At 70.5% G+C, this 13,081-nt stretch carries 14 protein-coding genes and 1 pseudogene; 8 read left to right on the forward strand and 7 right to left on the reverse strand.

What is annotated here, in order from left to right; translation table 11 throughout:
- Positions 1–368 precede the first annotated feature (368 nt).
- Both BSB02_RS36815 and BSB02_RS36820 read left to right on the forward strand, forming a co-directional pair.
- The gene (locus tag BSB02_RS36815; RefSeq protein ID WP_338064375.1) at positions 369–1,247 is read left to right on the forward strand and encodes a transposase; all 879 of its coding nucleotides are present in this window, start codon (positions 369–371) and stop codon (positions 1,245–1,247) included.
- Between the two features lie 528 nt (positions 1,248–1,775).
- Positions 1,776–2,654 carry a hypothetical protein gene (locus BSB02_RS36820; RefSeq protein ID WP_143591651.1) on the forward strand — a complete coding sequence of 293 codons (879 nt, stop codon included), beginning with the start codon at positions 1,776–1,778 and terminating at the stop codon, positions 2,652–2,654.
- A gap of 584 nt (positions 2,655–3,238) precedes the next feature.
- Here the strand turns inward: BSB02_RS36820 and BSB02_RS36825 are convergent.
- Complete coding sequence (locus BSB02_RS36825) at positions 3,239–3,598, reverse strand: hypothetical protein (protein WP_240506989.1); 360 nt, start codon at positions 3,596–3,598, stop codon at positions 3,239–3,241.
- 485 nt (positions 3,599–4,083) lie between these two features.
- Complete coding sequence (locus tag BSB02_RS41760) at positions 4,084–4,734, reverse strand: PASTA domain-containing protein (RefSeq protein ID WP_206185092.1); 651 nt, start codon at positions 4,732–4,734, stop codon at positions 4,084–4,086.
- A gap of 252 nt (positions 4,735–4,986) precedes the next feature.
- On the opposite strand from BSB02_RS41760, the gene BSB02_RS40930 reads away from it, so the two are divergent.
- Positions 4,987–5,142: a hypothetical protein gene (locus BSB02_RS40930; RefSeq protein WP_158088852.1), complete on the forward strand. Its 156-nt coding sequence runs from the start codon at positions 4,987–4,989 to the stop codon at positions 5,140–5,142.
- A gap of 75 nt (positions 5,143–5,217) precedes the next feature.
- Here BSB02_RS40930 and BSB02_RS36835 read toward each other — a convergent pair whose 3' ends face one another.
- A complete protein-coding gene (locus BSB02_RS36835; protein ID WP_084965638.1) occupies positions 5,218–5,898 on the reverse strand; it encodes a hypothetical protein in 681 nt (226 codons plus the stop codon).
- Positions 5,895–6,440, reverse strand: coding sequence for an RNA polymerase sigma factor (locus BSB02_RS36840; RefSeq protein WP_084965639.1), 546 nt, complete (start codon positions 6,438–6,440; stop codon positions 5,895–5,897). The genes BSB02_RS36835 and BSB02_RS36840 overlap by 4 nt, the downstream gene beginning before the upstream one ends.
- A 500-nt stretch (positions 6,441–6,940) precedes the next feature.
- Between BSB02_RS36840 and BSB02_RS36845 the strand changes: the two genes are divergently transcribed.
- Positions 6,941–7,663, forward strand: a complete 723-nt coding sequence (locus tag BSB02_RS36845; RefSeq protein ID WP_084965640.1) for a PaaI family thioesterase — start codon at positions 6,941–6,943, stop codon at positions 7,661–7,663.
- 16 nt (positions 7,664–7,679) lie between these two features.
- On the opposite strand, the gene BSB02_RS36850 is transcribed toward BSB02_RS36845, so the two are convergent.
- Complete coding sequence (locus BSB02_RS36850) at positions 7,680–8,528, reverse strand: alpha/beta hydrolase (protein ID WP_240506991.1); 849 nt, start codon at positions 8,526–8,528, stop codon at positions 7,680–7,682.
- Positions 8,529–8,613: 85 nt separating this feature from the next.
- Here BSB02_RS36850 and BSB02_RS36855 point away from each other — a divergent pair, with 85 nt between their 5' ends.
- The gene (locus BSB02_RS36855) at positions 8,614–9,285 is read left to right on the forward strand and encodes a type 1 glutamine amidotransferase (protein ID WP_084965641.1); all 672 of its coding nucleotides are present in this window, start codon (positions 8,614–8,616) and stop codon (positions 9,283–9,285) included.
- 5 nt (positions 9,286–9,290) lie between these two features.
- Positions 9,291–9,995 (forward strand): annotated as a pseudogene (locus BSB02_RS36860) (integrase core domain-containing protein).
- Between the two features lie 4 nt (positions 9,996–9,999).
- Here BSB02_RS36860 and BSB02_RS36865 read toward each other — a convergent pair.
- Both BSB02_RS36865 and BSB02_RS36870 read right to left on the reverse strand, forming a co-directional pair.
- Positions 10,000–10,512 carry an HXXEE domain-containing protein gene (locus BSB02_RS36865; protein WP_206185093.1) on the reverse strand — a complete coding sequence of 171 codons (513 nt, stop codon included), beginning with the start codon at positions 10,510–10,512 and terminating at the stop codon, positions 10,000–10,002.
- Positions 10,513–10,595: 83 nt separating this feature from the next.
- A complete protein-coding gene (locus BSB02_RS36870) occupies positions 10,596–11,591 on the reverse strand; it encodes an NAD(P)-dependent oxidoreductase (protein WP_084965642.1) in 996 nt (331 codons plus the stop codon).
- On the opposite strand from BSB02_RS36870, the gene BSB02_RS36875 reads away from it, so the two are divergent.
- The gene (locus BSB02_RS36875) at positions 11,590–12,447 is read left to right on the forward strand and encodes a helix-turn-helix transcriptional regulator (protein ID WP_240506992.1); all 858 of its coding nucleotides are present in this window, start codon (positions 11,590–11,592) and stop codon (positions 12,445–12,447) included. The two genes, BSB02_RS36870 and BSB02_RS36875, sit on opposite strands and share 2 nt — an antisense overlap.
- A gap of 61 nt (positions 12,448–12,508) precedes the next feature.
- A complete protein-coding gene (locus BSB02_RS36880; protein ID WP_084965644.1) occupies positions 12,509–13,057 on the forward strand; it encodes a TetR/AcrR family transcriptional regulator in 549 nt (182 codons plus the stop codon).
- Positions 13,058–13,081 lie beyond the last annotated feature (24 nt).

The following is a 13,081-nucleotide window of genomic DNA, read 5'->3' on the forward strand; positions in this document are numbered from 1 at the left end:
GAGCCGCCTAAAAGATCTTGATCCACAGGTCTTGACGATTGCTCGTCGGCTCCGGGATGGGATATGTGGTGCTCATGGGTGCCCTCCCTTCGGGACATCGGTCGGTGCTGATGCCGCTTTGGGTCTTATTAGTGGGCGTTTGGTCCCGTGAGGCCGCGTATCGCCTGATAAGTGACGTCGTCCGCGTGTCGCCTTTGCGCGGTTTGGGACAATTCCGGCATGACCGTGGCCGACGAACGGGCCGTAGAACACCCGTCTTGCCCGGGAAATCCTGTCTCATCCCGAGGCGCCCGACTATGTCACCATGCGTAGCAGCAAGTTCACGCTAGGGGCTGGGCAGCACACGCGATCCGCGCTACGCCGGAAGCATGACCAACCAGCGACCCTGCCCCAGCGACCCTGCCCCAGCGACCCTGCCCCAGCGACCCTGCCCCAGCGACCTGTCTGACGCCCGCTGGGCGCTCATCGAGCCCACACTGAGCGCCTGGCGCACCGAGCGCCGCAGCCACGGCCTGGACATCGGCCGCCCCTGCGAGCACGACCTGCGCGCCATCATGAACGCCATCCTCTACGTCGACCGCACCGGCATCCCCTGGCGCTACCTGCCGCACGAGTACCCGCCCTGGCAAACCGTCTACGGCCTCCTTCGCCCACTGGCAGACCGACGGCGTGTTCCTCCAGCTCAGCGGCTTACTCCGGCGGTTAGCCCGCATCGCCGAGGGCCGCAGCCCCGAGCCGACGGCCAGCATCATCGACGCTCAAAGCGTCAAAACCTCGGCCAATGCGCCCGCCGCCAGCAAGGGCTACGACGCCGGCAAGAAGATCACCGGCCGCACGCGCAGCATCGCCCGCCGATACCCTCGCCCCTGCTGCTCGTCGTGCTGGTCACCGCCGCCAGCGTGTCCGACGGCGCCGCCGGCCTGCCCCTGCTCACCCAGGTCGCTGCCAACCACCCGACCATCACCACGACCTGGGCCGACAGCGCCTACTGCACCACGGTCATCGAAGGCGGCGCCGCCTTGGGCATCGACGTCGTCCGCCGCGACCCCGCCACCAGGGGCTTTAGCGCCCTTCCCCGGCGTTGGGTGGCCGAGCGCATCCTGGGCTGGCTGATGCTCCACCGCCGCCTGACCCGCGACTACGAGGCCCGGCCCGCCCGCTCCGAAGCCATGATCCACCTTGCCATGACCGATCTGATGACTCGCCGCCTCACCGGCGAATCCACCCCAACCTGGCGCGGCACCTGAAACCCCGACCAGACAGAACTTGCGGGACCAAACGCCCACTAAGCGGGTGGGTGTCGGCCAGCGAGTCACGTACCGTCCTTGTCGGCGTGGGAGCAGACGACGGGCGGTGGCCTCGGGCTGGTGGACGCGGTGGCACAGGTAGTTGGGGCCGCGGTTGACTGTTCAGCCGTGCGAAAGGTGGAGATGACAGTCACGCATGATGTGTTCCGCCTCATGAATTAACCCTGAACTCAGGGAATTTGACTCTGTCTTGACTGATAGGCGGACGTGCGTTCACCGTCGAAAAGGATTGAGATGTTCCCTTCTAAAGGCGACGGATGGAGGGGCCGGATCGCAATGAGCACCACTGATGCCAGTCAACGGTCCGAAGACCGTGACCGTGGCGGATTGGATTTGACCAACCGGCTGCTCATGCAGGTCCCTGCCGATCAGGCAAGAGACTTCTGGTCGGTAGGTGACGATGACGGCGGGGGAATCGTAGTGAGTGGGGCCAGCGCTCTAACCGCCGCATCCGCGAGAGCTCGAGAGATGACCCGCCCGATCCTGGTCGATCGTCGTCGTTACGCAGGGCGCAATCGGCCGCGCGGGACAGCGAGGTTCGATCCTTCCTGGCTCGAGAGCCAGCGCGCTCTGAACGCGGCAACAGTGCTCACTGACTCCGGGTACGTCGGAGAAGGCGATCAGGAGGCCCTGGTCGCAATCCTGGAGCAGACGACACGGGCCGGAGACAATGTGTGCGCTGTCCTCCCGTTACACATCTCCTGGCTTGCCGACCCCGGCGTGAAGTTGTTAGCCGGCGAGGTGAACCAGCACCAGGTGCCGGTGGCGCTCGTCCTGGAGCACGCCAGTGATCCACTCGGCACCCAGTACGCGGTAAATGGGCTAAAATACCTGCTCCGCCAGGCGCAGGTACCGGTCAGCCTCCTATGCACCGACATCTCCGGCTTGGGAGCAATCGCTTACGGTGCTGCGTGGGCCGCGGTCGGGGTTACCTCCGCGCTGCGGCATCTATATCCAGCCGACAAAAAAGGTCCTCCCTTTAAACCATCGCCGGCGCGGCATGCGATCGTCCCGCGATTGATGACGTTCATGAACGTTGAACGCATCGCCGAAGGCTGGGCTCGTGCCCAGCGACACGAGGATTTGGATGAGAATCTGTGGCGCTGCTGGTGCACAGAATGCGGAAATCGCACCATGGACCGGTTCGCCACTTGTACGGATCTCAGCCTCGCCATCCACAACATCAGCATTCTGGACGCCCTCCACCAGCAGGTCACTGGCCCTGACTCATGGGAGCAGGCGATCGGTGACGCTCTGCGCTGGTACCTGTGGATGCAAGACGAGTATCACCTCACGTGGGATCCGCCCGCTTTCATGAACGCCTGGCTGCCCAAGTCCCGGCGCTGAGCGGTCTGCTGCGACAGCACGGCGTCGTAGACGATTTCCTCCACAAGGCGGTGGACCCATGTCCGACCGGCATCGACGTTCGTATCAGGGGCCTGGATCACCTCATGGGGCTCTTCGTCTGTCACTAGGCCAAAGCCGTGATAGATGGCCTCAGCTCGCACCGCATCCCGGTACGCGATCCTCGCGGGCAGGACGGCCACGCGGGCGCTGAAGGCGGCGAAGCCCGCTAGGTTCGTCCGCGCCGACCGCCACGAGCCTCCTACAGCCACGGCTCCGCGAATATGCACTGGTGACGGTCGCTTAAGGAACGAGGGATCGACGTGTGCTCGACAGTGCAGCAACAGGGCATCGGCCGCTGGCACCAATCCAGCTTCCTGCCGCCTGGCGTGCTCGGTCTCATCCAACTCGCATACCACCACGCGCCGTGTGCTGAGCGCACGCACCGTAACCACCTGGCAGCCCTGCCACCCCAGCGCGGCAAGTACGCCCGATGGAAGACTCCGCACAAGGGAAGCGGGTCGGCTCGTCATGGCCCACCACCCTGCCCACTCCTCCAGGAGGATGCATCGGCCGTTGCCCAATCGTCACCTCGTTGTGTGCTGCGGATAAACCAGCGGCACCGGAGCGGCATGAAAGTCTCGATGCGGATGCTCATGCCGCGCAACCTTCAGCGCAGTCCAGACAGGTGTCCAGGTGGCACGGCAGCACATAACTGACATCGCGCTGGCAGGTCGGCAGGTGCAGCGGGCGGCATTGGCCTTGGTCAGCGCGGCGCGCTGGCGCGGACTTAAGGGGCGCTTGGGCAGCGCGAATCGCACGTCATACAGGTAGGCGGCGCGCACGCTGGGCGCACCGTAGTGGCGCGAGGCCCACAGCACTTGCGCCTGGACGCCCTGGACGCCCTGGACGCCGGGCCGCAGCCCCTCGGCGGCGAGCTGCCGCATCGTGTACAGGTCGGCGGGGCCATCCGCCACGGGTAGGTGGGCAGGCCATAGCGGGCGGCGGTCGGGTCCCAAAACGGGCACGGACGCGGGACATCACGGCCTCCCTCGGCTGTGCTCATGCTTCGGGGTGATCCACGTTCCTCCGGGGACCTGGATCATCCGGTGCGTGGCGGTGACGTGGATGAGGAGGTGAGAACCCGTGCGGATGCAGGGAATTCCTCTCCGCGGTCCGGCACAAAGGTCATCGGACAGCGCCTTTCGCGACCAGTCATCACGCCACCTCGCGCGGAGACGTGGGACAGGTCGGCGGCGTGCTGGGCGATGTCGGCGAGGGTGCGACCAGCCCGGACGCCGTAGGTCGGACGGGCCTTCAGGGCGTAGCGGTCGCACAACGGTAGCGCCTCTCGGCGGGAGATCCTGAGAGCCACGGTCGGAGCTACGAAGCAACCTGAGAACCAGCCCGATGTCGAGGACGGCGGCGGGGATTAGCGCGGCTCGCAGACTCGGCCGTCGCCGTCGCGATCCTGATACCAGTCGTACTCGGGATCGATGCCGCGCACGTAGGGACCGAGGCCGTGAGCGTTGGCCTCCGCGCACGTTCCGTGACGCGGATCCGTCTCTGGCTTGGGTTCAGGGTCGGGTTTCCTCGTCGGCTTTACTTGCCTGAAAGTGTCGCGGTTCTCGTCGTGCTGCACATGCTGGGTGGGCGTCGGTTTCGGGGTGGGCTTGAAACGGTTCACCTTCAAAGTGATCGGCTGGGATATGGGCACGCGTTCACCCGGTGCCGGAGATTGTCCCACCACCTGCCACAGGCTGGCCATGACGACCGTCTTGCCGTTGATGGCCTCATGGCCGATTACGTAGAAGCCCATCTCCTGGAGGCGATCGCGGGCCTCGGCACCATCCAGGCCGCGCACGTCAGGGACGGTGACCGTCTCGTCCACGAACTGCTCGACAGTTGCCGGGGCGCTGGCAGTAGGCTGTGAGGGAGCCGCCGTGGCCAGGGGAGATACCGTCACGGTAGGCAGCGCCAACGGCGAGCGCGGTGACTGAGACGGTGATACGACGCTGGCGGCGAACCCCACAACCGCCAGCACCGAACAGCCGCCCAGTAAGGCGCCCACCACGATCAGCATTATGGCGATGGGCGGTAGACCGCGCTGTCGCTGCGCACGGGGTTGCCACGGTCTCGAGGGTGGATAGCTCACCGGAAAGACTCCTCTCCCCCGAAGCCGAGCCTGCTCCTGGCAACGTATGCGGCAGATCGCTGCCTGTCCTCCTGTTTGCGTATCAGTTCCGTCACGCAGAGGAGGCAGCTTGGTCGGATGCACGCTGGGCCGTCTGTGGGCCGTCCGAGGCGGCCCGACGATGACAAACGACGGCAGGAAGTGACGGCTACGGCGCACGTCGACGCGGCGCCCGGTCGAAAGTCTCAGGTCGCGGAAGCGGCTCAACACTTCCTGCGCAACAAGCGGACCGAGTGGCGGGAGTACCGGCGGCAGGTCACCGAGTTCGAGCTGGGCCGCTACCTGCCGGTGCTCTGAGGGTCCGGGCCGTCACGCGACCGGCGGCCCCTCGTCTCGAGAGGCCGCCGGTCTGGGAAGGTGCCGCAGGAGTCTCTACTCGCCGCCGGAGTCCAGCGAGGGGCCGTCCGTCTTGATCACCACGCCCGACCCGGGTTCCCCGCTTCCTGGGCCGTCGGTCTTGGTCACCAGCCCCGGCCCGGAGCCGCCTTCGCCCTTCGACGGCTGCGGCAGCGGGACGGCCTCGCAGGCCGACACCGCGCCCTCGACGATCTCCAGCGACACCGCGATCGGGGGCTCGGCCGGCTTGGCCTCGTCGCGCGTGACGGCGAGGACGACCGTCCGGCCCTGGGCCACCTGACCGGCCTTGAGGGTGAAGGTGACCCCCTCACCGCCCTTGATCTGCATCTCCACCCGGGACTTGTCCGCCTCGGACGGCTTGGCGCCCCTGGGGGCCTTGCAGGTCTGCCCGGGCGGCAGGTAGTCCACCTCCGCCTTGACCCCCTGCCTGGCCAGCTCGGCCTCCAGCTCCCCGGGGTCGCGGAACTCCGAGATGCGCACCTGGACCGAGCCGTCGGACTGCTTGGTGACCGCGAACGCGGGGCTGCCGGTCCAGCCGGCGACCGAGGTCGCGACCAGGATGGCAGCCGCCGCGACCCCCGTCAGCGCGGCGGCGGGGACCCACACGCGGCGGCGCGTCGCCGGCCGCGCGGCCGGGGCCCTGCCGGCCAGCTCCTCCTTGAGCGCGGCGAGCAGGCGCTCTTCGAACCTCGTCATGCTCGTTCCTCCATCCACACGGCGGGCGGCGAAGCGACTTGCCTGAGAGCCTTGCGCGCGCGGTGCAACCGGACCCGCGCCGTGACCTGCCTGACGCCGAGGGCGGCGGCCGCCTCCGCGACGGTGAGCTGGTCGACGGCCACGAGCTCCAGCACCGCCCGTTCGCCCTCCGGCAGCTCGCGCATCGCCTCCAGCGCGGCCCTCATCTGCCGCTCGGCGTCGATGCGCTCCTCCATGCGCGTCAGGTCGTCGGCGTCCATCAACCGCCTGCCCGCGACGCGACCCGTCACCTCGGCCTCGCGGGCGGTACGGCGGTGCTGCGCGGCCACCACGTTGCGCGCCACGCCGTACAGCCACGCGATCTCGCTGCCCCGCGAGGGGCGGTAGGTGTGCGCCGAATCCAGCGCCGCCAGGAAGACGTCTGCGGTGAGGTCGGCCGCCAGGTGGGGATCGGCCACCCGGCGTACCACGAACCGCATCACGGCATCTATGTGGCGGCGATAGAAGGCCTCGAAGGCCGCGGGGTCCTCGTTGAGACGCACCGGCCTGGCTCCCTTCGTCGTTCGCCCTTACACCCGTGCTTGGCGTGAGGGCGCCCGAGCGTTTCCAGGAGCATGGTGGTCAGGCGGCCGTATGGGCGAGGTCAGCGGCTGCGGCAGCGGCTCGGCGGTGCCGGGGTCGTTCTCGGCGTGGCCCACCCGCAGGCCGCAGACGGTCCTGGCGAACTCCAGCAGCGCGTGCCGGAAGCCGCCGCAGGTGCCCGGGAACGGGATGTCCTGCTCGCGGGGCGGGCGGCCCTGACCGCGCCGTCCTCGCCGAGGCCGGGCCCGCTGCTCGCATCCCCCGGCTGGAGCAGGCCGGGTGTGTCATGGATCACTCGGACGTCGGGAAGCGTGCCCGGCACATGGGTGTTACCTCGGCATAACGGACCGGCAACCGCCCCCTGATTCGATGGGCCGGGCAAGGGTTCCCTAAAATCGGTCCGTTTAAAACCCCTATTTGCGGGCTTGTTTGGTTTGTCTGGCGAAGATTGGAGTGTGGCATGACGACGGCTGCCCTGCAGACCGTGGTGACCGTTCCCGAGCGCTTCCGCGGCCCCGCGGGCATCGCCAACGGCGGCTGGGTGTCGGGAACCGTCGCGGAGGCTCTCCTGGGCGACCACTCGACAGCCGAGGTCACGCTGCACGCCCCCACCCCCCTGGACACCGAGCTGGTCCTGCAGCACGTCGCCAACACCGCCTCCCTGTCCCACGACGGCAGGCTGCTCGTGGAGGCCATCCCGGTCGCCGAGGACGTGGAGGCCCCCGCCTTCGTGCCGTTCAACCAGGCGGCGCGCGCCGAGGCCGGGTTCGCCGGATGGCGCGGCCACGCCTTCCCCGAGTGCTTCGTCTGCGGCCTGCGCGAGCCGGGCGACGGCCTGCGCATCTTCCCAGGCCCGGTGGAGGGCTCCGACGTCGTGGCGGCCGGTTGGCGCGTGCCGCACACGGTCGTCGAGGAGGACGGCGTGCCCGTGCCCGTCATCGGCGCGGTACTGGACTGCGTCACCGGCTGGGCGCACTTCGGCCCCGGCGAGTCGGCCCTGCTCGGCCGGCTGACCCTGCAGGTCCACCGCCCGGTCTACCCGGGCGGCACCTACTCGGTGGTCGGCCGCGCCACCGGCCGCGAGGGGCGCAAGCTGTACGGCCACAGCGGCATCTACGAGGTGGACGGCACGCTCGTCGCCGCCGCGAAGGCCGTCTGGATCGTGCCACGCAAGGACGCCTAGCACGATCTGGCCCGGTCTAGGACGTCAGGCGTTCGGCCACCAGCGCGGCGCACCGCGGGTCGAACAGGATCGTGTAGTGGTTGCAGTCCGGCACCACCTCGTCGCGCACCCTGGACCGCCACGGCTCGACCAGCTCGTCGGGGAGCATGCCGACGGGCTGGTCGAGCAGCCCGCGCGGCGCGCGCAGCAGGACGACGGGGGCCTCGATCCGCTCCAGCGCCGCGCCGATGCGCTCGCGCTCGGTGTGCAGGTCCCGGCCGTCCCGCCGTACCGCCTCGGGCACCGCGCGCGAGCGCAGCGCTCCCTCCGGGCCGACCAGGTCGTAGGTCACGTAGTCCTCGACGTCGGCGTTCCAGGCGGCGGCCAGGGCGGGATGGGCCTTGAAGAAGTCGACGTAGGCGGCGGCCGAGGGGAACGTCTGGGACAGCCGCGCGATGGCCGGGCCGAGGGTGGCGTCGATGACGACGTCCACGTCGGTGCCGGGCGGGAGCGGCGCGAACGGGATGCCGCCGTCGACCAGGACGACCTTGCCGAACCGCCGGCGCTCGGCGGCCAGCACGGCCACGTAGGCGCCCATCGAGTGGCCGGCGAGCACCCGCGCGCCGCCGATGTGCTCGTCGACCTTCAGCACGTCCTCGGCGTGCCTGGCCAGGCCGTACGGGCCGGGCAGGTCGCGGCTGTGCCCGCGGCCCCGCAGGTCCATCGCCACCAGCGACCACTCGGCGGGCAGGTGCCGGGCCACCGCGCGCCAGGCCATGAGCGAGGCGGTGATGCCGTGGACCGCCAGGATCCGCCGCGTCCCCTCGCCGAAGGTGGCCACCCGCATGCCGTCCACGGTCTCTGTTCTCACGGGTTCCAGTCGCACGGGCACAGGCTACTGACCGGCGGTCCCGTACGGCAGAGCGGACCGCCAGCGAAGTGCTGGGATATTTCCAGATAAATTACCCCTTATGCGGATCACCGTCATCGAGCACGAGGCCGAGGCCGGACTGGGCTACTTCGCCGACTGGCTGGACGTGCCCTGCGACGTCGTGCGGCCCTACCTCGGCGACAGCGTCCCCTCCCGCGCCGCGGACGGGCTCATCGTGCTCGGCGGCGAGGCGTCGGCCTGGGACGACGACGGATACCCGTGGCTGCCCGCCACCCGCTCGCTCCTGCGCGCCTGCGTCGCGGACGGCACGCCGACGCTCGGCATCTGCCTGGGCGCCCAGCTCATGACCCTGGCCTGCGGCGGCGCCGTCGAGCGTGGCGCCGCCGGGCTGGAAGCGGGCGCGTGCGCGGTCACCGCGCTGCCCGCCGCCTCCGCCGACCCGCTGCTGTCCGGCCTGGGGACGGCCGTCGCCGTGCAGTACCACCAGGACGCGATGACGCGCCTGCCCGAAGGGGCGGTGCTGCTCATGACGGGCGCCGCGTACCCGCACCAGGCCTACCGGCTCGGATCGCGGGCCTGGGCGGTGCAGTTCCATCCGGAGGCCACGCCGGACATCTTCGCCTCCTGGACGGCCGCCACGGGCCGGGAGGAGCTCAACGCCGGGGTCAAGGAGGCGGCCGACGAGCTGGTCGCCACGTGGGAGCCGGTGGCCCGGCGCTTCGCCGCCGTCGTCGCCGGGCGCCTGGGCTAGCTGTACTGACCACAGTGGAGGAGGGCTGGCCGCTGCGGCGCGCTGCCGAACGCTTCCAGGTGGCGGTGAGCACGGCCAAGCGCTGGGCCGATCGCTACCGCCGGCTCGGCCCCGCCGGGATGGCCGATCGACCCTGCTGGCCGCATCACAGCCCGCGCCGCACCCCGACCCGGACCGACTCGGACCGAACGCCGCATCATCAAGGTGCGCCTCCTGCGCCGGTGGGGACCGGCCCGCATCGGCTACCTGCTGGGCCTGCACCCCTCCACGGTGCACCGCGTGCTGTCGCGCTACCGGCTGGCCCGCCTGTCCCACCTGGACCGCGCGACCGGCCGGCCGATCCGCCGCTATGAACACCCTCGGCCCGGCGAGCTGATCCATCTGGACATCAAGAACCTCGGCACCATCCCCGACGGCGGCGGACACCGCATCTGCGGCCGTGCCGCCGGCGGCCGCAACAGCTCCGCCCACCGTGACCCGGACCGGCCGCGCACCCGCCCCTATCGGCCCCAGACCAACGGCAAGGTCGAACGCTTCCACCGCACCCTGCTGGAGGAGTGGGCCTACGCCCGCCCCACCGGTCAAAGACCGAACGGCGTCAGGCGCTCGGCCCGTGGCTGCACACCTACAATCACCATCGCGGCCGCACCGCGCTCGGCGGTCAGTCACCCGCCGGCCGCGTACCTAACCTCTCAGGACAGAACAGCTAGTGGGTCAGAACCACCTGCCGGGGCCGCGGATCAGCAGCCTGGCCAGGCCGTGGACCCCGCCGACGGCGGCCAGGAACAGCGCCACCCCGGCGGCGACGGAGCCCTTCGCCTCGGTCGGCACGCCCTCGGCGGCGAGCCTGCGCCAGGCCCAGACCGAGAAGGGGAGCACCACGGTCGGGGCCGTGAGCACCCCGGGCGTGTAGCCGCCCTTGAGCGCCGCCTGCGCCAGGTGGACGGCGCCGTGCACGCCGAACCCGGCCAGCGCGGCCTGGTAGAACCGGCTGCGCCCGCCGCTCCTCGCACCGGCCGCCGAGGCCGCCGCCACGAGCGCGCCCATGAGGCCGATCGCGACGGTGACCTGCGCCTGGGACATCTCGAGCAGGTCCCACCTGATCCAGGGGAAGCGCCGTTCCAGCTCGGGCCTGTTCCGCCGCATCCAGGACGCCATCGTGGCCAGCTCCTCGGAGTCGTGCACCGCCCATGCGGCCAGCAGGCCCCACGTCACCGTCGCCTTCATCGTGTCCGCCCTCCAGAATGCAACGCACCGTTGCGTAGTACTCTACGGCCGGGAGGTATGGCAACGCAACGTTGCGTTGTATTTCATGGCCGGGTGGACGCCGGCAGGCGGTTGACCGTGCTCCAGTCCTCCTGCCCCCGCCCCTCGACCACCACCGCCGTGAACGCCCGCAGCACGGCCTCCAGCACCGGATGCGCCCCGCCGCCGCCCGCCAGGCGCATCGCGTACTCCAGGTCCTTGCGGGCCCAGCCCGCCGCGAAGGTGATCGGCTCCGGCGGCGAGATGAGGGCGTCGAACGCCATCTTGGTGATCACTCCGCCGGGCCGGTCCACGAGGGCGCGTCCCACCTGATCGACGTCCAGCCCCGCCGACGCCGCCAGCCTGATCGCCTCCCCGAAGGCCGCCATGTGCGCCGCCTGCAGCGCGTTGAGCACCAGCTTGAACCGCGTCCCGGAGCCGACCGGGCCGAAGTGCCTGACCTCTCGCGAGATCGCCGACAGCACCGGCTCCAGGGACGCCGGCCGCGCCGGATCCCCGCCTGCGAGCATCACGAGGTTCCCGGTGCGGGCGGCCTCCGCGCCGCCGGTCACCGGCATGTCGAAGAACGTCAGCCCCCGCTGCGCGCACGCGGCGGCGAGCTCGGCGATCCAGCCTGCAGACAGCGTGGCCGAGGTGATCGCGACCGTCCCGGGACGCGCGCCGGACAGGATGCCGTCCGTGCCGAGCCACACCGCACGGGAGGAGCCGTCGTTGGCGGTCACCTCGAAGACGACCTCGGCCCCGGCGGCCGCCTCGGCGGGCGTCGCGGCCTCGGCGAGGTCGCCGGCCCTGCCGGGGGTGCGGTTCCAGACCACCACGCCGTGCCCGTGCCGCGCCAGGTTGGCGGCCATGCCCCTGCCCATGATGCCCATGCCGATCACGGCGACGTTTGCCATCGTGTGCCTCCCAGCTCGCTTGCCTGCGGGCTCCAGCGTGGCGCCGGCCGGGCGGCCGGTGGCAGGCCCGCCCAAGGGGTGCCCTGACAGGGCCACCTTCCGCCGATCACGGGTGGGCGATACTGGGATGAGTGGAGGTGGCATGAAGTCGGAGCTCGGGGAGTTCCTCCGCGCCAGGCGGGCCAGGATCGCGCCGCAGGAGGCCGGGCTGCCGGCGACCACGGGGCGACGCCGTACGGCCGGGCTGCGCCGGGAGGAGGTGGCGATGCTCGCCGGGGTGAGCATCGAGTACTACACCCGCCTGGAGCAGGGCAGGCAGAGCAACCCGAGCGACCAGGTGCTGGAGGCCGTCGCCGAGGTGCTGCGCCTGGACGAGGACGCACGCAGGCATCTGTTCGAGCTGGCCCGCACGCCCGTGGACCGGCCGGTCGCGCCGCCGTCGCGTGCCGTGCGCGGGGAGGTGCGCCGGTTGCTGGAGATCGTCCAGCCATACCCGGCCTACGTCCTGAGCCGGGCGAACGACCTGCTGGCCGCCAACGACGGGGGCATGAGGCTGCTGCCCGGCATCGAGGAGTGGCCGGCGAGGCTCCGCAACACCGCTCGCTACACCTTCCTGCATCCCGAAGGCAGGCGCGTCTACGACAACTGGGTGGAGGTGGCCGCCGCCACGGTCGCCCATCTGCGCGCCGCCACCGGAGCCCATCCCAACGCGCCCGACCTGACCGCGCTGGTGGGCGAGCTCGTGGTCAAAAGCCGGGAGTTCGCCGGGCTGTGGGAGCGGTACGACGTGCGCCCCCGCGCCAACGGGCGCAAGCGCTTCGACCATCCGGACGTCGGCCGCATGACGCTGAGCTATGAAGTGCTGACCGTGGCGCGGAGCGACGGGCACCGGCTCGTGGTGTACCAGGCCGAGCCGGGAACGCCCGACCACGACGCCATGATGCTCCTGGGCCTCGGCGCGCGGGCCGGGGCGGACGGCGGCACCGCCGCTCGCGGCTGACCATGCCGCGGCGCTGTGCCAGACTGTGCAACGCAACGTCGCGTTCCAGAGGAGGCAGGTCGTGGCCGCACGAGCCAGCGAGGCGATCTTCCAGGCCACGCTCAGGCTCCTGGGCGAGCACGGCTACGACGGCCTGACGATCGAGGGCGTTGCCAGGGAGGCGGGCGTCAACAAGACGACGATCTACCGCTGGTGGCCCTCCAAGCCCGCCCTCCTGCGCGACGCCCTGCTCAACAGCCGGGTCCTGGGCTTCGAGGCGCCCGACACCGGCTCCCTCCGCGGCGACCTCGTCACCCTGGTCGAGCACGTCATCGAGCTGATGACCGATCCCGGCGTCCAGACGGTCGTGGGCGCCATGGCCGCGGGCGCCCGGCAGCCGGAGCTCGCGCCGCTGTCCCAGGCGTTCTTCGCCGACCGCTTCGCCCGCGAGCAGCCGATCTTCCATCGGGCGCGTGAGCGGGGGGAACTGCCCGGCGACGCCGACCCCATGCTGCTGCTGGACCTGCTCGCCGGGGCCGTCTGGTGCCGCGTGCTCCTGCGCGGGCAGCCGCTGGAGGAGGACTTCGCGACCCGGGCCGTCGATCTCGTCCTGGCAGGCTGCCGGGCATGAGCCCGCGCTGGCTGGGAAGATGGG

This window comes from Thermoactinospora rubra (assembly GCF_002093975.1).
In the GTDB taxonomy this organism is placed as follows: domain Bacteria; phylum Actinomycetota; class Actinomycetes; order Streptosporangiales; family Streptosporangiaceae; genus Nonomuraea; species Nonomuraea rubra_A.